Source organism: Hymenobacter aerilatus (genome assembly GCF_022921095.1).
GTDB classification, from domain to species: Bacteria; Bacteroidota; Bacteroidia; order Cytophagales; family Hymenobacteraceae; genus Hymenobacter; species Hymenobacter aerilatus.
In genome coordinates this window covers 208,182-227,970 of sequence record NZ_CP095053.1, presented here as the reverse complement: position 1 = coordinate 227,970, position 19,789 = coordinate 208,182, and the positions used below count along the sequence as shown (strand labels likewise).

16 protein-coding genes are annotated in these 19,789 nt (G+C 55.9%); 4 read left to right on the top strand and 12 right to left on the bottom strand.

Features of this window, described 5'->3' with window-relative positions:
* Positions 1-85: 85 nt before the first annotated feature.
* Complete coding sequence (gene lon, locus MUN82_RS00950; RefSeq protein WP_245094034.1) at positions 86-2,581, bottom strand: endopeptidase La; 2,496 nt, start codon at positions 2,579-2,581, stop codon at positions 86-88.
* Positions 2,582-2,849: 268 nt separating this feature from the next.
* Between lon and MUN82_RS00945 the strand changes: the two genes are divergently transcribed.
* Positions 2,850-4,874, top strand: coding sequence for an OmpA family protein (locus MUN82_RS00945; RefSeq protein WP_245094033.1), 2,025 nt, complete (start codon positions 2,850-2,852; stop codon positions 4,872-4,874).
* 143 nt (positions 4,875-5,017) lie between these two features.
* Here the strand turns inward: MUN82_RS00945 and MUN82_RS00940 are convergent, their stop codons facing one another.
* The 7 genes from MUN82_RS00940 to MUN82_RS00910 all read right to left on the bottom strand — a co-directional run bounded on the left by MUN82_RS00940 (position 5,018) and on the right by MUN82_RS00910 (position 11,495).
* Positions 5,018-5,515: a DUF6702 family protein gene (locus tag MUN82_RS00940; protein WP_245094032.1), complete on the bottom strand. Its 498-nt coding sequence runs from the start codon at positions 5,513-5,515 to the stop codon at positions 5,018-5,020.
* Complete coding sequence (gene rseP / locus MUN82_RS00935) at positions 5,515-6,858, bottom strand: RIP metalloprotease RseP (protein WP_245094031.1); 1,344 nt, start codon at positions 6,856-6,858, stop codon at positions 5,515-5,517. The genes MUN82_RS00940 and rseP overlap by 1 nt, the downstream gene beginning before the upstream one ends.
* A gap of 77 nt (positions 6,859-6,935) precedes the next feature.
* Positions 6,936-8,120, bottom strand: coding sequence for a 1-deoxy-D-xylulose-5-phosphate reductoisomerase (locus tag MUN82_RS00930; RefSeq protein WP_245094030.1), 1,185 nt, complete (start codon positions 8,118-8,120; stop codon positions 6,936-6,938).
* Between the two features lie 104 nt (positions 8,121-8,224).
* The gene (locus MUN82_RS00925; RefSeq protein ID WP_245094028.1) at positions 8,225-8,680 is read right to left on the bottom strand and encodes a 3-oxoacyl-ACP synthase; all 456 of its coding nucleotides are present in this window, start codon (positions 8,678-8,680) and stop codon (positions 8,225-8,227) included.
* Complete coding sequence (locus tag MUN82_RS00920; protein WP_245094026.1) at positions 8,665-9,051, bottom strand: PIN domain-containing protein; 387 nt, start codon at positions 9,049-9,051, stop codon at positions 8,665-8,667. Before MUN82_RS00920 ends, MUN82_RS00925 begins: the two co-directional genes overlap by 16 nt.
* A gap of 15 nt (positions 9,052-9,066) precedes the next feature.
* The gene (locus MUN82_RS00915; protein WP_245094025.1) at positions 9,067-9,912 is read right to left on the bottom strand and encodes an endonuclease/exonuclease/phosphatase family protein; all 846 of its coding nucleotides are present in this window, start codon (positions 9,910-9,912) and stop codon (positions 9,067-9,069) included.
* A gap of 86 nt (positions 9,913-9,998) precedes the next feature.
* Complete coding sequence (locus MUN82_RS00910; RefSeq protein ID WP_245094023.1) at positions 9,999-11,495, bottom strand: GH3 family acyl-acid amido synthetase; 1,497 nt, start codon at positions 11,493-11,495, stop codon at positions 9,999-10,001.
* A 268-nt stretch (positions 11,496-11,763) separates the two neighbouring features.
* Between MUN82_RS00910 and MUN82_RS00905 the strand changes: the two genes are divergently transcribed.
* Complete coding sequence (locus tag MUN82_RS00905) at positions 11,764-12,192, top strand: OsmC family peroxiredoxin (RefSeq protein ID WP_245094022.1); 429 nt, start codon at positions 11,764-11,766, stop codon at positions 12,190-12,192.
* A gap of 192 nt (positions 12,193-12,384) precedes the next feature.
* Entirely contained in the window at positions 12,385-12,870 is a 486-nt protein-coding gene (locus tag MUN82_RS00900) for a hypothetical protein (protein WP_245094020.1), read from the top strand.
* Between the two features lie 52 nt (positions 12,871-12,922).
* On the opposite strand, the gene dnaA is transcribed toward MUN82_RS00900, so the two are convergent.
* The 4 genes from dnaA to MUN82_RS00880 form a co-directional block, all read right to left on the bottom strand.
* Positions 12,923-14,419: a chromosomal replication initiator protein DnaA gene (gene dnaA, locus MUN82_RS00895; RefSeq protein WP_245097628.1), complete on the bottom strand. Its 1,497-nt coding sequence runs from the start codon at positions 14,417-14,419 to the stop codon at positions 12,923-12,925.
* Between the two features lie 155 nt (positions 14,420-14,574).
* The gene (locus tag MUN82_RS00890) at positions 14,575-15,498 is read right to left on the bottom strand and encodes a bifunctional metallophosphatase/5'-nucleotidase (RefSeq protein WP_245094018.1); all 924 of its coding nucleotides are present in this window, start codon (positions 15,496-15,498) and stop codon (positions 14,575-14,577) included.
* Positions 15,499-15,631: 133 nt separating this feature from the next.
* Positions 15,632-16,402 carry a 5'-nucleotidase C-terminal domain-containing protein gene (locus MUN82_RS00885; RefSeq protein WP_245094016.1) on the bottom strand — a complete coding sequence of 257 codons (771 nt, stop codon included), beginning with the start codon at positions 16,400-16,402 and terminating at the stop codon, positions 15,632-15,634.
* 72 nt (positions 16,403-16,474) lie between these two features.
* Positions 16,475-17,461: a porin family protein gene (locus MUN82_RS00880; RefSeq protein ID WP_245094014.1), complete on the bottom strand. Its 987-nt coding sequence runs from the start codon at positions 17,459-17,461 to the stop codon at positions 16,475-16,477.
* A gap of 436 nt (positions 17,462-17,897) precedes the next feature.
* Here MUN82_RS00880 and MUN82_RS00875 point away from each other — a divergent pair, with 436 nt between their 5' ends.
* Positions 17,898-19,688: a methylmalonyl-CoA mutase family protein gene (locus MUN82_RS00875; RefSeq protein WP_245094012.1), complete on the top strand. Its 1,791-nt coding sequence runs from the start codon at positions 17,898-17,900 to the stop codon at positions 19,686-19,688.
* Positions 19,689-19,789: the final 101 nt, after the last annotated feature.

The following is a 19,789-nucleotide window of genomic DNA, read 5'->3' as shown; positions in this document are numbered from 1 at the left end:
GCAAGGGGTGCGCATCCGAACCTAGCTGTCATTTCTTCTCTTTGCCTGATGCGCAGAATAGTCGAAATGACAGCTATGGAAACCGCTACTGCACTTCCACACTTGGTACAGCCGGTGTAATTGGCTCGTCGCGCACGGTCAGCTTCATGGGGTGCTTCACCAGCTCCGGCAACAGGGCCACGGCTAGCACGTCATCCACGCGGTCGGCGTAATGAACGGTGAGCCCTTTGATGTATTCGGCAGGGATTTCGTCGATGTCCTTGCGGTTCTTCTGGCACAAAATCACGTCTTTGATGCCCGCCCGACGCGCCGCTAGGATTTTCTCCTTGATACCGCCCACCGGCAATACCTTACCGCGTAGGGTGATTTCGCCCGTCATAGCCAGATGGCTGCGAATTTTGCGTTGCGTAAATACCGATGCAATGCTGGTGAATATGGCAATACCGGCGCTAGGCCCATCTTTGGGTACGGCACCCTCAGGAAAGTGAATGTGCAGGTCGTACTGGTCGAACAGGCGGTAATCGATACCCAGCTCCTCGGCCCGACTGCGCAGGTAGGAAAGCGCCGTAATAGCCGATTCCTTCATCACGTCGCCCAGCTGCCCCGAGAGCGTGAGCTTGCCCCTACCCCGACTCAATAGGCTTTCGATGAAGAGGATGTCCCCACCCACCGAAGTCCAGGCCAACCCCGTTACCACGCCAGCAGTGTCGTTGTCCTGGTATTGGTCACGGTCGAAGATGGCGGCGCCCAGAATGCGAGCCACATCTTTTGGTTCCAAGGTAGCCGGGTAGGCTTCCTCCAAGGCCTTATGCTTGGCCACGTTGCGCACCACTGCACCCAGCTTGCGTTCCAGACTACGTACGCCCGATTCGCGGGTGTAGTCGTCAATCACGCGTTGCAGAGCGGGCGTCGTGATATTCACATCTTTAGGTTGCAAACCATGGTCGGCGAGGAGCTTAGGCCACAGGTGCTTTTTGGCAATCTGCGTTTTCTCTTCTAGCGTGTAACCCGTCACGTCGATGATTTCCATCCGGTCGCGCAGGGCGGGCTGGATGGTATCGAGGGAGTTGGCCGTGGCAATAAATAACACTCGCGAAAGATCATACTCCACTTCCAGGTAATTATCAGTAAAGGTGGAGTTTTGCTCCGGATCCAGCACTTCAAGCAGCGCCGAGCTAGGGTCGCCCCGGAAATCAGCGCTTACCTTGTCTACCTCATCCAGAATAATCACGGGGTTGGAAGCACCGGCTTTCTTGATCTGGCTGACAATGCGGCCAGGCATGGCGCCTACATAGGTTTTGCGGTGCCCGCGGATTTCTGCCTCGTCGCGCACGCCACCCAAACTCATGCGCACGTATTGCCTACCCAACGCCTTGGCAATGGAACGCCCCAGGCTGGTTTTGCCCACGCCGGGCGGGCCGTAGAGGCACAAAATCGGCGCCTTCATGTCCTGCTTCAGTTTCAGAACGGCCAGGTACTCCACAATGCGCTCCTTCACCTTCTCCATACCGTAGTGGTCCTGGTCGAGGATTTTGCGGGTACGCTTTAGGTTGAAGTTGTCTTTGGTGTACTCGCCCCAGGGTAGGTCGAGCAAAAACTCCACGTAATTGACGCTCACGGGGTACTCGGCAGCCTGCGGGTTGAGACGCGTGAGCTTATCCACCTCTTTGGTGAAGTGTTTAGCCACTGCTTCAGGCCACTTCTTATCCTTGGCACGAGCGCGCAGCTTGTCGATTTCCTGATCGGGTCCATCAAAGCCAAGCTCATCCTGCAACACCTTGATTTGCTGACGCAGGAAATAGTCGCGCTGCTGCTGGTCGATGTCGGTGTGGACTTTCGTATGAATTTCGCGCTTGATTTCCAGGTGCTGAATCTCTTTTAGCATCAGCTCCAGCAGGTGCGTGCCGCGCTCCACGCCGTCGTTTATTTCCAGCAGGTGCTGCTTAGTGCCTACCTCCGCATTGATGTTGGACGACAGGAAATGCGTCAGAAAAGCCGGCGAGTCAATATTATCCAGCGCTACCTGGGCTTCCTGCGGAATCTCAGGATTCAGCTTCAGGATTTTGGCAGCCGCCTCTTTCAGCGAAGCCACGAGGGCTTTCACTTCCTTGCTGTTTTTGTTGTGGAAGGTTTCGGTCAGGTAACCTACCCGGGCCGTGAGGTAGGGCATATCCTGCACCTGCTCCTCAATCTGGAAGCGCTGCTGTCCCTGAATAATAATAGTGGTATTACCATCGGGCAGCACCAGCATTTTCAGGATACGCGCCATAGTACCAATTTGGTACAGATCAGCCAGTTCAGGGTCGTCGCTCTGGGTATTTTTCTGGGCTACCACCCCAATGATCTTGTTGCCTCGGTAGGCTTTGCGCACCAGCCGTACGCTTTTCTTACGCGACACCGTAACGGGCAGTACCACGCCCGGAAACAACACCGTATTGCGCACGGCCAGTAGCGGCAACACTTCGGGAGCATCTTCGCCGGTAAGCGGCTGATCGGGGTCGGTGGCAACAATAGAAACCATCTCTACCGTGTCTTTGGCCAGCAAGTAGGGAGTAGCGTCTTGAAAGAAGGATTTACTCATGGGAATAGCGGGGATGCACGATTAGTTCGTGCCAGAATGACAGCTTACCTGGCATAAATACGTTTGGTTGCGGCTGCCTTTTGCAAGATTACGGATTGGGCAAGCGTCATGCCATCACGAGCTAAAATTCTTTTTTGAGGCAAGCTGCGCCAACACGGCACGGCACTTGCCCCAGATTGGGATACGCTACTGCCCGGTAGTATCAGGAATTCACTATTTTTGGTACCCTCCTTTCTATCCTGACAACGGTAGCGTTGTCTGACTTCTTATGCTACGCTCCCTTTGTTTGTGGCTGGTGCTGCTGGGCAGCTGCGCGGCTTTCCTACCCGCTCAGGCCCAGCAGACAACTTCTACCCCTCCCCTCGCCCAACGGGAGCTGGCACGCAACGCCAGCGCTACCAAGCAGTTGCGCGTGCGCCCCGACGGCACGCCTACGTTTCCCAATGTTAACCGCCTTGCGTTCTACCAAAACAAAAAGGAGCTGAAGGCTATTCAGCAGGCTGAGAAGCGCCACAACTGGGGGCAGGCCCGCAAGCTGCTGGCAGCTTATGTGGGTAAGTTTGGCATTGAGAACTTTGCCAGAAACACGGACATGCTCTGGCGGCTGGGTCAGCTCTACGAGCGCACCGACAACGAGCAGCAGGCCAAAATCTACTACAGCCTGGCCCTAAAGCACCGCCGCCGCGAGCTGAAAAAAGTGCAGCTCTACTACGACTCGCTGGAGCAGAAAACGGCCGACCTGTACGTGCCCATGCAGGAGTACTATGCCATGGTGGAGTACCGGAAGAACCTAGCCACGTTTCATCCGCCCGTGGGGGTGTATACCAGCATGGGTGCGGGCATCAACTCGCCGGTGGAAGACTATGGGCCTGCATTGAGCAGCGAAGCTGGACTATTTGTGTTTTCCTCCAAGCGCAAGGTGCGCGGCAACATCAAGCAGGTAGTAGACGAGGATTTGTACACCTCGCGCCGCGAGGGCGAATACTGGACCGATGCTGAGCCCCTACCCAAACCCATCAACTCGCAGTACAACGAGGGCTCGGCATGTTTCTCGCACGATGGCAAAACCATCTACTTTGCCCGGTGCGAGTGCCCCGATTGCCACGGCAACTGTGACCTGTACTCCTCTACCTTCCAGGATGGGCAGTGGTCGACGCCCAAGAGCCTGGGGCCAAACGTCAACTCTGTGGCCTGGGACTCGCAGCCTACCCTCTCGCCCAATGAGGACACCCTGTATTTCGCTTCCGACCGTTTAGGCGGTTTTGGCCTGTCGGATATTTGGTACACCTACAAAACCAAAAACGGCGAATGGGCGAAAGCCGAAAATATGGGGCCCGTAGTGAATACCCGTGAAAGCGAGGTAAGTCCGTTTTACCACCCTTTATATAATGTACTGTATTTCAGCTCGCGGGGGCAGTTGCTCAATTTTGGTGATTTCGATATCTACAAAACTTACCGCGTAAATGGCCGCTGGCAGGAGCCGCGCAACATTGGCCCGTTGGTAAATGGCAAAGGCTCGGAATACTATTTCACCATCGACCGCGACTCCAAAAATCTGTACTACGCCCGAGCTGAGGCTAAAACGCCTCACAACCTCGACCTCTACTCCTTCCCGCTACCTATGGAGGCGCAGCCGCTGGCCACTACGCACTTCGAAGGCTCGTTGGTGGACTCTGTGACCAACAAGCCGCTTAACGGCATCGTTAGCATCATCGACACAAACAATGGGATTGAAGTCGCCAGCAAATACCTGCGGCCCGATGGCTCGTTTGACTTCGATCTAATGGAAGGCTCACACTATGTAATGCTTATCCGTAGCCCCGATTATTTCACGGTAGAAAAGCAATTCGACCTGAAATCGGATACGCTGATGAAACTGATGACGGCCAGCTTCGATAGCAGCCTACCCCTCATTTTCCGCAATATTGAGTTTGAGGCCACAAAAGCTAACGTGCTATCCACTATGCACGGCACCCTCGACCGTATCGCTCTGTTTATGGTCGACCACCCTACCTACCGCCTCAGCATCACGGGCCACACCGATGCCCGCGGCAACCCCGACGTGAACGAAAAACTTTCGCAGGATCGTGCCGAGGCCATTCGGCGCTACATCGAGCAGAAAGGCAAGCTCCAGCCCAACCGCATCGACAGCAACGGCTTGGGTAGCACCAAGCCCCTCAAGGAAGAAGTAACTGAGGAAGACGCGAAGGTGAACCGCAGGGTAGAGTTTCAGTTGATTAAGCCTGAAGGCGAAAGCAAGAAGCCCGCAGCCAGTGGCGGTTCGGACTGGTAGAGGTAGAGCACACCCGGCTGTCATCCTGAACGCAGTGAAGGACCTTGTCACGTCAGAACGATACTCGTACCAACGACTTGTTCTTGTGTGATAAGGTCCTTCACTGCGTTCAGGATGACAGCCGGGTGTGCTGATCTATAAGCCTACAACATCAGCTTCTGTACGTCTTCGCCACCGCGAAACAAAGCGCTTTGCTTCTTGCCGTTGGCCTCCACATTTACGATGTTCATCTGGTCATCGAAGGTGTCGAGCAGTAGGTGGTTGCGCAGGTAGAGGGCCGGCGGCGCGGTAGACAGCGGTACTGCCAAATAGAGCCAGTGCGCATCATGGTCGCGCTCCATGCCTACGTAGCGCCAGGGTAGGGACTCGCCGGGTTTGGTGCCGAATGCCAATGCCCGCCGCAGCAGCGCCGTAGTGAGGGTAGCCAGCTGCGGCCTCGGGTCTTCCAACACGCTCACGGGCCTAGGCTGGTTCGCCGACAGGGCCTTTTCTAAATCATCGGTGAATACCTTCACCGCCACTTCCAGCTGTTTTTTCTGCGAGTTGTAGCGCACGTCCATGATGCTGGCGTGGTAGGCATGGGCCTGCGCCTGGCCCACTACGCCTATCAACAAAAGCAACAAAAACAGCCATCCGCGCATTAGAGGAAGTTTTTCAGAATGGGGTTGATAATCAGCACGAAAGCCATCAGCCCGAGAATCAGCACCATGCCTACCTTCTGAGCACCCTCAAGGAAGGAATCGGAAGGCTTACGGCCGGCTATCATCTCATAGAGCAGAAACATTACATGGCCGCCATCGAGGGCCGGAATAGGAAGCAGGTTCATGAATGCCAGCACCATGGAAAGCATGCCGGTGAGCGTCCAGAAGCGCAGCCAGTCCCACTTGCCACCGTATTGCTGCGCAATTTCGATGGGGCCGCCCACCGACTTGCGAAACGACGCCTCACCCCGGAAAATCTTCCCAAATGCTTTCGCCTGCGTGGTCACGATGCCGAAGGCCTGCTTGGTACCCTGCGGCACCGACTCAGCCAACGAGTAGTGGCGCGTATCGAAATGCAGCAGCGACTTAGGGCGGAACCCGATAGTACCTTCCGGCTCTACCGTCACGGTGAGTTGGGTAGGGGCACCAGCACGCTCCACTGTCAGCGGGATGGTTTTGCCGGCCTGCTTTTTCAGCTCTTGTTGCAGCTCGGGGAAGTAGTGAATGGGCGTTCCGGCCACGGCGGCTACCCGGTCGCCGGGCTGGAGGCCGGCCTTAGCGGCGGCGCTGTTGGGCACCACCTCATCTACCTGAAACGGGTCGAGGGGCACCACGAATGCACCTTGGTCTTTCTCAGAGAGGCGGTCCATAAAGTCAGCCGGCACGTCGATATCGACGAGCTTGCCGTTGCGCTCAACGGTGTAGTAGCTGTTGCTGCCCAAAATTACTTCGGGCTCATACACCTCGTTGAACTCAGTGAACGGCCGACCGTTGATTTTCACAATTTTGTCGCCCATCTGAAAGCCGATTTCCTTACCCAACTCGTTGGGCAGCACGCCGTAACGCACCTCCGAGGCCGGCAGGTAGCTTTCGCCGTGAGTATAGGTGAGTGCCGTGAAAATGACGATACCGGTAATCACGTTCATGATGATACCTCCCAGCATCACAATCAGACGCTGCCAGGCCGGCTTGGCCCGAAACTCATTGGGGGCCGGCTCAGCGGCCAGGCTTTCGGCGTCCTGCGTCTCGTCGATCATGCCGTGGATGGCCACGTAGCCACCCAGCGGAAACCAGCCCAGGCCGTATTCAGTCTCCCCAATTTTCTTCTTGAACAGGGCGAAGTTGAGCACGCCCGGCATCGGAAACAGGAAGTCAAAGAAGATGTAAAACTTATCGACGCGAATCTTGAAATACTTCGCGGCGGCGAAGTGACCAAACTCGTGCAAACCAACCAAAAGCGAAAGGCCCAGCAACAGGTTGCCGGCCATAACTAATCCTTCCAAAGTAGCGAAGAAATTAAAAATGTAAGATTGTCATTCTGCGCTGCGTGCAGGATGACAGTTGTTCAGCATGACAGTTCCTATGCCGACTTTGTTCCGCTGCCGACCAGCGTTTGTGCCATGCGGCGCGTTTCCTGATCGGTGTGCATGTAGTCATCGAGCGATGGGGTAGCAAGGTACGAAACCTTGGTGAGGCAACTTTCCACCAAGTCCGACATTTCCAGGAAACTGATTTCGTCGCGCAGAAACGCCGCCACTGCTACCTCATTGGCAGCGTTGAGGATGCAGGGCGCATTACCACCCCGGCGCATGGCCTCGAAGGCCAGCGCGAGGTTGCGAAAGGTAGCCGTATCGGGCTCCTCAAAGGTGAATTGAGGGTAGGCCAGAAAGTTGAAGCGCGGAAAATTGGAGGGTAGGCGCTCAGGGTAGCCCAGGGCATACTGAATGGGCAGCTTCATGTCGGGTAGGCCGAGCTGAGCTTTTAGAGAACCGTCTTCAAACTGCACCAGGGAATGAATGATGCTTTGCGGGTGTACCACCACGTCAATCTGGTCGTCGCGCAGGCCGAACAGCCACTTGGCCTCAATCACCTCCAGGCCCTTGTTCATCAGCGAGGCCGAGTCAATGGTGATTTTGGCACCCATATCCCAGTTAGGATGTTTCAAGGCCTGCGCTTTGGTGACGGTTGCCAGCTCTGCCCGGCTCCTACCCCGAAATGGTCCGCCCGAAGCTGTGAGGATGATTTTCTCAATCGGATTTTGCTCCTCGCCTACCAGGCACTGGAAAATAGCCGAGTGCTCCGAGTCGACGGGTAGCAGTTTCACATTGTATTCCTGCACCAGCTCGGTGATGAGTTGCCCCGCTACCACCAACGTTTCTTTGTTGGCGAGGGCAATGTCTTTGCCCGCCCGAATGGCTGCCACCGTGGGCAACAGCCCCGCGTAGCCTACCATGGCCGTGAGCACAATGTCTGAATCGGGGCGGGCGGCTACTTCTGCAAGGGCAGCGGCCCCGGCCAGCACCTCAGTTTCGGGCTGCTGGGCCAGCGCCGACTTCACGGTTTCGTATTTAGCTTCGTCGCCAATGACTACCACGGCGGGCCGAAACTCGCGGGCCTGGGTAATCAGCAGCTCGGCATTGGAGTGCGCCGAAATCGCCGTAACAGTGAAGCGGGTAGGATGAGCGCGCATCACGTCGAGCGCCTGCGTACCAATGGAGCCGGTAGAGCCGAGCAGGGTGACGCGCTTGGGGGTAGGAGTAGGCATGAACAAAAGTAAGGCGAAGTTCTGCTTCGCAGGCAATATCTGTTCCGGCCTGTCAGCGGAGAGGACGAGGTAGGGACGGCGGACAGTCGTCCCTACCTCGCACCCTATAGAATATCCTCTATTTGTACTTTCTTCCCATTAAACACTGCTTCCTCTCCTACTCGCTTGCCGCTCAGCACCGCGGCCACCGGCGCAGCCGGCGACACGGCGAAGTAATCGACACCTTGCACTATCAGTTTCCCGGCGCTGATGCTTAGGTAGAAACGGCCCATGCTGGTAGTAACTAGCGCGCCGGGGCGCACTGTATCGCAGGCCGCTTCGGGGTTGATGCGCTCCAGCTCAGCTTTTAGATTCAGGGCTTCGCGGAGCTGCACAGCGTTTCGGTTGCGTTCCTCGTGGGCCATGGCGCGGCCGGTTTCGTACTTGTCGCCGGCGCTGCTCTTGGTTTCAGAGTTGGCCGACTCCTGCGCGGCTAGCATCGCCGATTGAGCGGCATCGATGCGCTGCTGAAGGTAGGCAAGGCAGGCGGCGTGGAGAGCGGGTTTCACTGAGGCTGCCATAGTATCACGTTTTCTTCACCTGCGTCATTCTCTTCATTAATAAGCTCCCAATTCAATATGCGAGCAAGTCTGATTAAAAAGCTTATATGGTACTGTGGTGTTTTTCCATTTTCTGATTTTGCACATATAATTGGAATCATATTAAATTCCTCTGTCCAAGTATCGTGATCTAAAGCATAGTTACCGTTGTTTCCTTTTATCAAGCAAAAACTTATGCCGATATAGTTACCAATACCCTTATACTCAATTAATCCCTGCCGCTGTATTTCCGGCAGTTTATCGAATTGAGCTTTAATTACCTCAGTCTTAGCAGTGCCTACGTATGGGCCAGCGCTTCTTATTTCGTAGTAGTCAATTACGTCACTCCACATATTCAGTAATTGCTTCTACTTCAACACCACATCTACCATTACCGGAAAATGGTCGGAGGGGTAGCGGCCGCGCATGGAGTCGGTTAGGACAGCGTAGTTGAGCACGGTGTATTCTTTGCTCACAAAGATGTGGTCGATGCGGTCTTGCAAGGGCGCGTCCAGCTTGAAGCCTTGGAAGGTGCCTACCGGACCATATGCCGGCTTTTGCGTGGCATCGTATGCGTTGCGCAGTGAGGCCTGGATGATCTTCACCTGTTCAGTATCGGGCGTAGAGTTAAGGTCGCCGACGAAAATAACGGGGGCGTTTTTGGCAATTTCTTTGATCTTCTGCACCATCAGCTTGCCGGATTCCCGACGAGCCTCTACCCCCTCGTGGTCGAAATGGGCGCTGAAGAAGTAGAATTCCTTTTTGGTTTGTAGATCTTGGAACTTACCCCAGGTGCAGATGCGGTTGCAGCAGGTGGCATCCCACCCCTTGCCGGGCTTGTCGGGCGTTTGGCTCAACCAGAAGTCGCCGGTTTGCAGCAGCTTCAGGCGGTCTTTCTTGTAGAAAATGGCCGAGTGCTCGCCGGCTTCCTTGCCATCGTCCCTACCCTTGCCCACAAAGGCATATTGCTTGAGCTGGGCCACGTCGTTGAGCTGGGTTCGAAAGCCCTCTTGCGTGCCGAACACGTCGAAATCGTAGTAGCTCACGAGGTTGCGCACCATCTCCGCGCGGTTGGGCCAGGCGTTGGGGCCGTCACTGGCCGTGTTCATACGCAGGTTGTAGGTAGCCACGCGCAAGGGGGTAGTGGCAGTTTTTTGGGCAACGGCAGCTTGCGTGAACAGCAGGCAACTAAGCAAGAGAACGAGTAGGCGCATGGGAAAGAAGAAAAGAGTAAAAACCTCGAATTTACCGGCCAAGTTAGCCTTCTTGGTTGAACTACACCTTCCTTCCCTCCCCAATACTATTGCGCACGCAATAAGCCTTCAGCCAACATCCTATCATTGCTGAGGCGCGGCACCTTGTTCTGCCCACCCAGCTTGCCCTGGCTTTTCATGTACCGCTGAAACGCCCCGGAGGGTAGGGCAGTGAGTTGCAACGAGGTCAGAATATTGCCTGTCAGCAGGTCATCGTAGTATACGTTGCGCTGGCGCAAGCCTGCATCTAGGGCCGCGGCAAAGGCGGCCGTATCGTGCGGGGTCTGGGCAAACTCGATAAGCCACTCGTGGCGGGAGGGCACGGCGGGGTCATCGCTGACGAGCGGGGCCACCGTAAATTCTACCACTTCTACCTCAGGGTGCTGATGCATGGCCTCGCGTAGGGTTTGCTCTACCTCCTCCCCTATCACATGCTCGCCAAAGGCAGATAGGAAATGCTTGATGCGTCCCGACACCACCACGCGGTGCGGAAAGCGGCTTACAAAGCGTACCGTGTCGCCGAGGGAGTAGCCCCATAGGCCGGCGTTGCTGCTAAGCACCACAGCGTATTGCTGATCTAGCTCTACCTCCCCAATAGTCAGGCGGGGCGGGTTGTCTTCGAAAAAGCGTTCGGCCGGAATAAACTCGAAGAAAATACCAGCATCCAGCAGCAGCAGCAACCCCGGATTACCGGGCTGATCCTGAAACGCCAAAAATCCTTCGGAAGCCGGGAAGGTTTCGATGCTATCCACGGGGCCACCCAGCGTTTCGAACAGCTTTTTGCGGTAGGGCTCGAAGTTCACGCCGCCATACACAAACAGGCTGAACTCCGGAAAAACTTCTTTCACCGTCTTGCCCGTGCGCGCCACAACTCGGTCAAAATACATTTGTACCCAGGGCGGAATCCCCGAAATCAGGGACATGGGCTGCCCCAGGGTTTCCTCCACAATCTGGTCGAGCTTGGTTTCCCAGTCGTCGATGATGTTGGTGGCGTAGCTGGGCAGCTGGCTGCGGCGCAGGTAGGCCGGCACGTGGTGGTTGACGATACCCGACAATCGGCCCGTCTGAATGCCGTTCACGATTTCCAGCTCCGGGCTACCCGACAAAAACATCAGCCGGCCATCCAAAAACCGGCTACGGCCAGTGTAGTCGATGTAGTGCAGCAGCGCATCGCGGGCACCGTTGATGTGGTTGGGAATACTGTCTTTGGTTATCGGAATATATTTGGCGCCACTGGTGGTACCCGAGGTTTTGGCCAGATACAGCGGATGGCCGGGCCACAATACATCGGCCTCACCGGCCTGCACCCGGTCGAGGTAGGGGCGCAGGGCTTCGTAGTCGCGCACCGGCACCTGGCGGGCCAAGCCGGCGGCGTCGCTGATGGCTAGAAAATCATGGTCGTGGCCGAATGATGTGCGGCTAGCCAGACCTAACAACCCAGTCAGCACACGCTGCTGCGTACCTACCGGGTCTTGCATCCAGCGCTGGTAGCGGTGGGCAACATAGGCCGCCAAGGGTCGGCTCAGAGTAGCTTTCAACGCCATAGTAAAAAATCAGCTGAACAGTATATTCCCCAAAGGTAAGGAACCTGCACTAGCACGGGCGACGCGCGTTTAGTACGCCCTACGCAGAAAACGACTCGTTGGCCAAGTGGTCAGCCTGAGCGCCTACAGTCACTACATGCCGAAGCGGCCTACCCTGGTACCTCGCTCGCAGGAAAAAAGCACGAATGGTCCTGCCGCAACCTACTGTCCACGTTCAAGGTATGTATCAACTCAACAGCCATTTTCCACCATCTCATTTTCATTTTCCATGATCAACCAACGTGGTAAGGCCGTCTGGAACGGCGACATTAAAGGCAGCGGCACCATCAGCACCCAGAGTGGCGTAGTAGAGGCACCTTACTCAGTAGGCGCCCGCTTTGAGGGCCAAAAAGGCACCAACCCCGAGGAGCTGGTAGGCGCGGCGCATGCCGGCTGCTACACCATGTTTCTGACCAGCCAGCTCACAAAAGCCGGCCATCAGGTGAAGCAAATCCGCACGGAGTCGAAAGTAACGCTCGACACCTCCGGCGACGTACCGAAGGTGGTGAAAATTGCTATTACCACCGAAGGCGAAGTGGAAGGACTCTCGCAGGAAGAGTTTCAGAAGCAGGCTGAAAACGCCAAGGAAAACTGCCCCATCTCGCAGCTGCTTAGCGCCGTCCCCGAGATGGAACTCACCTCAGCCACGCTGAAATAAGTTAATTATCGTCAGAAAAGGACCGTTATTTCGAATGGGGTGAGAAGTCTCGCGTACTGATATCAGGTAGTATTTAACATCAGCACGCGAGACTTCTCACCCCATTCGAAATGACGATCTACTCTACCAATCACCAGCGGACAACAGAAAACTGAGTTACTTTGCAGCTGTCCTACCCTTAGCTTGCGCTGTATGCCCCCTACCTCTACCCGTATCCGTTTGCAACCCGCCAACAACTCGCGCATCCCGTTTTGGGGGCAGATGGCTATCGGCTTGCTCTGGATTTTCTACGTCGGTTCGCGCCTAGTGACTGATAGCAATAGCACTGATCAGCACTTTCTGGATTACGTATTTCTGGTGTTCAGCCTGATTTATATCGGCTACGTGCTGGTCAACAACGCGCCTATTTTCGGCACGCAGACGTATCTGGAGTTCACCCCCGCCTACATGGTGCACAAAGGCGGCCTGTTTCAGCCTAAGCAGGCTTTCCCGGCCGAGGATATTTCCTCACTGGAGCTGGCCCTACGCCAGCTACGGGTAAAGCTCCGGGATGGAAATAGTTATGTATTGAGCCTGCGCGAGGTGCGCGGCTCCCGGCGACGCCGGATTCTGCACGAGCAGGTGCAGCGGTTTGCGGCCAACCATCAGATTCCCCTGCGCGACTCCCAGGAAAAGTAGACGCGTCAGAAAGAAAGCAGACCGGTCTGCTTTTTAAACTTCTATCTCACTCCTACTTCCCCGCAAACTTCTTGCGTAGCTCCTGTACCGAGCTGCGGAAGCTCTTGTCGCTGTCTATCAGGTCCGATACGGTTTGCACGGAGTGAATCACGGTACTGTGGTCGCGCCCCCCGAAGTGGTGCCCGATGCTTTTCAGCGAGTGCGTGGTATGTTCCTTGGCAAAATACATGGCTACCTGCCGGGCCGTTACCACTTCTTTCTTGCGAGTCTTGGCCTTCAGCAGCTCCACGGGTAGGCTGAAATACTCGGCCACGGTTTTCTGGATGAAGTCGAGGTTTACTTCGGCTTCTACCTCCTCAATGATGTGGCGAAGTGCCTGTTTGGCCATTTCCAGGTCAATCTCGCGGCGATTGAGGCTACTTTGGGCCACCAGCGAAATCAGCACGCCTTCCAGCTCGCGTACATTGGTATTCACGGAGTGCGCCAGGTACTCCACTACCTGCGGCGGAATATCGATGCCATCCTGCTGCATCTTGTTCTGGATGATGGCCATGCGCGTCTCAAAGTCAGGGCTTTGCAGGTCGGCCGTTAGGCCCCACTTGAAGCGCGAGAGTAGGCGGTCTTCTAGGCCGTTCAAATCGCGCGGGGGCCGGTCAGAAGTCATCACGATTTGCTTGCCAGCCTGGTGCAAGTGGTTGAAGATGTGAAAGAACATCTCCTGCGTCTTGTCCTTGCCCGACATAAACTGCACGTCGTCTAAGATCAGAATATCCACCAGCAAATAGAAGTTGGCGAAATCCTGCACCGAGTTGATGCGCACGCTCTCGATAAACTGGTTCGTGAATTTCTCCGCCGAAACGTAGAGCACAAACTTATCGGGCGTGGTGGCCTTAATGTGGTTGCCAATAGCCTGTACCAAGTGCGTTTTGCCCAACCCTACCCCTCCGTATACCATCAGCGGGTTGAAGGAGGTAGTACCCGGCTTGTTGGCCACTGCCAAACCCGCCGAGCGGGCCAAGCGGTTACAGTCACCCTCAATGTAGTTTTCGAAGGTGTAGGTGGTGTTGAGCTGGGAGTTGACGTAGTTGCGGTCAACTACCTTGATGGCCTCGAATGGGTTGCGCAGGGTAGATGGTGTGGCCGCCGGAGCCGCCGCCGCTCCCGCCACGTGCCGCGCCGACGACGACATAGGCCCAGCAGCCAGCGCAGCAGCCGGTCCGGCCGTAGGTGCAGGTTGAGCCGCTTTGCGCGAGGTAGGCAGGTTCAGGGTGCGCGGCTGCGACTGAGCGTTGCCCTGATCCACTACAATAGAGTACTCCAATCGGCCCTCGGACCCCAGCTCCTGGAAGATACTTTTTTTGAGCACGTCCACATAATGCTCCTCCAGCCACTCATAAAAAAATTGACTGGGTACTTGGATAATCAATACGTTATTGTGCAACTGCACCGGCACAATGGGCTCAAACCACGTGCGGAAGCTCTGCTCACCAATATTCGCTTTGATGACGCGCAGACAGTTGACCCATACGGTTCTAAAATCCTTCAGCATCAAACAGTTGCAGCAACAAAAAGGCGAGCGAATAGTGGACAAAAAGCCGTCGTCACGGACCGAGGAGCGGTTCGTTTCCGGCAAAGGGAGACAAAAATGTGGAAAAGTCAGGAGACAAAAAAACGCCCCTTCCTCTTGCTTTTGTCAACTTCCTGTTAGGCGGTGTGAATGGGCACTACGGCAGCGGCGGCCACGGCCGGGCGGCGGGTAGCCTTCGCAAATGTGTAGTCGAGGCGGCCCAGGTTGATGCCCGACCAGCCTACCTGGTTGATGAGCGTTTGGTGGCCGTTGGGGCCGGCTACCATATCGGGTTTGTCGAGGAACGTGTGGGTGTGGCCGCCCAGAATCAGGTCGATGCCGGGGGCACCAGCGGCCAGCTTGAAGTCGTCCACTTTAGGGCCTTTGTACTGATAGCCTAGGTGCGAAAGGCAAATGACCATGTCGCAACGCTCGGGGCCGCGCAGCTGGGTTACCATGTTGTTGGCAACCGTGATGGGGTCGAGGTACTTAGTGGCCCCGAAGTTCTTATCGGCCACCAGACCCGCCAATTCAATGCCAACCCCAAACACGCCAATGCGGTGCCCGGCTTTCTCGAATACCTTATACGGCTTAAACTTACCGGCCAGAATGGTGCCTGAGAAGTCGTAATTGGCAATGAGAAAGGGGAAGCCCGCGTTGGGCAGCTGTTTTTGCAGCCCTTCTAGGCCGTTGTCGAAGTCGTGGTTGCCGAGGGTGCTGGCGTCGTAGGCCATTTCCGTCATCAGCTTATACTCCAGCTCTCCCTCAAAGAAATTGAAATAGGGCGTACCCTGCCAGATGTCGCCCGAGTCGAGGAGCAGCACGTGCGGCTCCTGCTGTCGAATCTGCTGAATCAGGGCGGCGCGGCGGGCCATGCCGCCCATGTTGGCCCACTGCCCGCCGTTGTCGGGAAACGGGTCGATGCGCGAGTGCATATCGTTGGTGTGCAAAATCACCAGCCGGCCCTTGGTATCGGCCGCAGCCGCCGAGTGGTTTAGGCCCAATAGCCCCAGGCTGGCCGCACCCAGCGTCGAATGCTTTATAAAATCGCGACGGTTCACGTTGGAAATGTTGAAGTATGAATGTTGCGTTTTGAGTCGAGTTTCTAGCACATGTATGAAATGAGAAGGATAGAGCGGCGCTTTCCACAACCTCTCTAAGCCATTCAAAATTCAACGCGTACAACTCAACCTTTCATTTCACCCTACCCTCTACTCGGGCTTCTACGGGTTTACCCTGGGCCGTGAGGCTCGTGATTTTGTCGGCAATGGCCTGACGCAGCAGCACGCCCGTGTCGCGCTGGGTGAGGGGCTTGAAGAACAGGAGGTTGTCGCCACCGCCGGCCAAATAGTCAGAAATGGCAATGGCGTAGACGCGGGCCGGATTGAAAGGCTGTCCGTCAATACGAATGTTGGTGGCTTTACCATCGGGCGAAACGGTATAGGTAGCTCCGGAAACGGCCATTTTGATGCGAGCGGAGTAGTCGAATAGCTGCTGCACTACGGGGCCAGGAGCATCCAGCACCACTAGCTTGTTCTCAAACGGCATCAGCTCAAACACCGAGCCTAGTGTGATGGGGCCAGCCGGGAAGGCTGTGCGCAGGCCGCCGTTGGTCATCACAGCCAAATCGATGGGCTGGTGCAGGGCTTCGGCGGCACGTTCCCGCTGCAAGTCGGCCACAAAATTACCCAGGGGCGACTCGCCTGCGTTCTTGGTGAGGGCTACTGGGGCCGTACCCAATACTGCCGACATCTGCTCCGTAACGCGCTGACGGTAGGGGGCAATTTCAGCGGCCATCTTTGCATCCTCGGGCTGATTTTTATCGACGGGGCGGGCCGTAACGGGGGCCAGGGCAGCCTGGGGCTGGTAGACGGCGCGCTGGCAAGCAGGCAGCAGGGCTACAGCCAGCAGCCAGCCAAGAGCAGTGGTACGCGTACGAAAAAACGACATAAGCAGGTAGGGCATACAGAAGCGCAAAGGTACGCGAATTGTGCCTTTTTCGCGATGTATGCCATACTGAACCACGCCCCAGCTCTGCTATTGAGCCTGTTTCGTTAAGTTGTAACTCATCAGTAGAGAATAATATGCCAACCGAGTTGTTATTGAATAAGCATCGCTAAAACCATTTGTTCGTTCATACCGAAGCTCAACATTTATAGCATGCTTACTAGCAGGTAGTACACTTAAGCCGATACTTCCTATTGCCCCCTGCTCGAATTTACGCGGCTGTTCTATAATGGCACGCCACGGATAATAGTCTGGAAAAGCTGCGCGATTGAGGTAACGATAGCGAGTTTCATTCTTGCTATTTAGCAAGTAGCTGCCGCTTACTCCTATTTGTACAAAAGGCTGAATACGTTTTCCTGGCCAGCTATAGCGTAGCAATACCGGTACGCGGATGCTGCTAAGTTGGGCATACGTTTCCCGGTATACAGTATACATATCTTCTTGTCCTTCGTACGTGTTCTTATACGTAGTATTAGCCATATACAAAGCTTCCAACCGCACTGCCAAATGCTTGTTCAAGCCAGGCAGCCACAGGTGAGCCGCTACTCCACCCACCGGTACAAGACCCGACCTAATACTAGTATTCGCATAATTAACATCACTTACAAAACGGAGTTGACTGCCAGTCCCACCAGCCATTACTGCCACTGCCAGCGAAATAGGTTTCTCCGTTGATGCAGCCTCCTCATGTGAGCCACCATTTACACAACGGTTATACTGACGCACTACATTTGCAATAGCACGGGTAGTATATGCGAGTCGAGATAAACTCGGTTGAACAGCCGGACACGCCACCAAAGCCGCGGCTAATGTGCGTTGAAAGGCATTATCTTTCTGATCGTAGCGTGCGCCATCTCTTTCGATACGCTCGGTTGTCTGAGTTAGGGCTTGTAATTCACTATTTACATTCCGTAGGTAAAGCAAATCCGTACCATTTCGGTCTCGCATATAGAAGAGACTCACTGGCCCAGATACTACCACCTCTAGAAACACCACCTGCTTGGTGGAGTCTGCCAATTGTATTGTCTCGGATTGATATAGTAGGTCGCCGGGGAAACCGTAGCCGCGCAGTTGTGTTGGCGAGTATTCAGTAACCTGTCCTTGCTGCCGAAAGCGAGCTACATATGCACTGCGTTGCGCACCTCGGTAGTCTACCTCACCTCGCAGCGTATCGCCATTAGGTTGCACTACGTACCCCACTCGGAAATCAGTTTGTGCTTGTACTAGTATTGGCAAGCACATTAGTATTAAAAAAATTAGTCGTAATAGTTTACGCATACTTTGACTTTATTAGAAGATATAGCTGGTTGCATTAACCAAACCTCAAAGCTATAGCATTAGTACAATAATCAGAGCGCAACATCTACCAGCTAGCACCTTTGTCATAACCCGGTAACTTTATCCCATATTCCAGCGTCCCATCCTGGTCTTCCGCATAGTAGTGGTACATCTTATGGCCGATACCCCATCCTCTTCCACCCCGCTTTCCTTTTCTGAATTCAGCCCGTTAAGCACGGCCGCCTGGCAGGAGCGCATCCGTCGCGACCTGAAAGGCCAGGATCCGGCTACCCTGCGCTGGCAATCGCCCGAAGGCGTGGTAGTAGAACCCTTCTACCACCGCGAAGCCCTGGATGCTCTAGCTACGCCCGCCACGCCCCAGGTGCGCAGCGCTGAAACCAACGCTTGGCTGAATGTACCCACCTACTTGGTACCAGCCCAAGACAACGGCCATGCCGCCATCGACCGGGCAGTGGAGGCGCTGCAACGCGGGGCCGATGGTGCCCATTTCGACCTGGCCGATACTACCGCTTTCGATGTTGCCTACTTGGCCCAGCGCCTACCCCTGGCTGCTACGTATGTGGGCTACTCGGTGCGCGCCACGCCCCTACTCTTGCTTGAGCGTCTGCTAGCAGCTAGTGACAATACTCTTCGCGGCTTTCTGCGCTTCGACCCCATAACCGATCATCTGCCGGACTTGCAGGGGCAGCTTGCTGCGCTGCGAACCGTAGTGCAGTTGACCCAGCACCTACCAGAGTTTAAAGCACTGACGCTGAACGGAGCGTACTTCGGTAATCGGGGCGGCACGGCCACACAGCAGCTGGCTTTTGCTCTGAGCGCGGCGGCGTATTACCTCGATTGCCTACCCAGCAACGACTTGGAGGTGGCCACGGTGGCCGCCGCCGTGCAGGTGCAAGTGGCCATCAACCCTAGCTACTTCACCGAAATAGCCAAGCTGCGCGCCCTGCGCCGGTTATGGGCTACGCTGCTGTATGCCCACCAGTTACCCACCGAAATGGCCAGCCAACTGCGCATCTACGCCAGCACGGCCACCTGGAGCCAGACCACGCTCGACCCGCCTACCAATCTGCTGCGCACCACCACGGCGGCCATGGCCGCCGTGGTAGGCGGTGCCGATGCTGTGAGCGTGACGCCCTTCGACAGCCTGTTTGCGGCGCCCAATGCCTTTGCCGACCGCTTGGCCCGTAACATTCCTACCCTGCTGCGCACGGAGGTGCACTTGCAACAAGTAGCCGACCCAGCTGCCGGTTCCTACTACCTCGAAACCCTGACCGACGAGCTAGCCCGCAACGCCTGGGCGCTGTTTCAGGAGGTGCACGCGGCGGGTGGCTTCCCCCGCGCTACCCGGCTTGTTATAAGTCAGCTGCAAACTACCACACAGGCGCAGTTCCGGCGCATTGCCACCGGCGAGCAGGTGATTGTAGGTACCAACCGCTACCAGAATCCGCGCGAACAGTTCAGCTTCAACCCCAAGCGCCTGTTGCGTAGCGCGGAGTTCGACTCGACCAGAGCGGCCTACCCTTCGGAGGTGTTGCAACTGGCTACGGCGTTGCACTTCCAGCGGCGCGAGAAGAAGCTGAAGCGGGCAGCCGTGGTGCTACTGGGCGCGCATACCAATCAGCACATTCTGGAATCGTTTCTGCAGACCCTTCCCGAGTCGGAGCGGCCGGAGCTACGCGAGAGCCATCCGGAAGGCACGGTATCGGTGCTGTTCTCTTCTTCCGAGGAAGCCACCCTAATGTACGCCACGCCGGAGCAGTTCAGTCGCCTAGCCCGCTTGGTGCACCGGGTGCCAGCCGACGACCCGTCTTTCCTACCCTCGCCCTTGCTCACGTCGGACCTGGCTACTTTGCAGGAAGCCGTGCAGTTTTTTGGTTTCCAAGAGTTTGTGGTGGAAGGCTACAGCACCGAAGACGTGCTGGCACGCTTGCAGGGCAAACGATAGGGGCGCGTACTACACGCCCCACGGCTGTTTCATTGCTGCCCCCTGCAAGCTACCCCATTTCCCTCCCCCACCGTTAGGCGCCCACCACACGCCCCTACTTC

Coding starts and splice junctions, on each gene's coding strand:
- lon (WP_245094034.1), bottom strand. CDS start 2,581: ATGAGTAAATCCTTCTTTCAAGACGCTACTCCCTACTTGCTGGCCAAA.
- MUN82_RS00945 (WP_245094033.1), top strand. CDS start 2,850: ATGCTACGCTCCCTTTGTTTGTGGCTGGTGCTGCTGGGCAGCTGCGCG.
- MUN82_RS00940 (WP_245094032.1), bottom strand. CDS start 5,515: ATGCGCGGATGGCTGTTTTTGTTGCTTTTGTTGATAGGCGTAGTGGGC.
- MUN82_RS00930 (WP_245094030.1), bottom strand. CDS start 8,120: ATGCCTACTCCTACCCCCAAGCGCGTCACCCTGCTCGGCTCTACCGGC.
- MUN82_RS00925 (WP_245094028.1), bottom strand. CDS start 8,680: ATGGCAGCCTCAGTGAAACCCGCTCTCCACGCCGCCTGCCTTGCCTAC.
- MUN82_RS00920 (WP_245094026.1), bottom strand. CDS start 9,051: ATGTGGAGTGACGTAATTGACTACTACGAAATAAGAAGCGCTGGCCCA.
- MUN82_RS00915 (WP_245094025.1), bottom strand. CDS start 9,912: ATGCGCCTACTCGTTCTCTTGCTTAGTTGCCTGCTGTTCACGCAAGCT.
- MUN82_RS00910 (WP_245094023.1), bottom strand. CDS start 11,495: ATGGCGTTGAAAGCTACTCTGAGCCGACCCTTGGCGGCCTATGTTGCC.
- MUN82_RS00905 (WP_245094022.1), top strand. CDS start 11,764: ATGATCAACCAACGTGGTAAGGCCGTCTGGAACGGCGACATTAAAGGC.
- MUN82_RS00900 (WP_245094020.1), top strand. CDS start 12,385: ATGCCCCCTACCTCTACCCGTATCCGTTTGCAACCCGCCAACAACTCG.
- dnaA (WP_245097628.1), bottom strand. CDS start 14,419: ATGCTGAAGGATTTTAGAACCGTATGGGTCAACTGTCTGCGCGTCATC.
- MUN82_RS00885 (WP_245094016.1), bottom strand. CDS start 16,402: ATGCCCTACCTGCTTATGTCGTTTTTTCGTACGCGTACCACTGCTCTT.
- MUN82_RS00875 (WP_245094012.1), top strand. CDS start 17,898: ATGGCCGATACCCCATCCTCTTCCACCCCGCTTTCCTTTTCTGAATTC.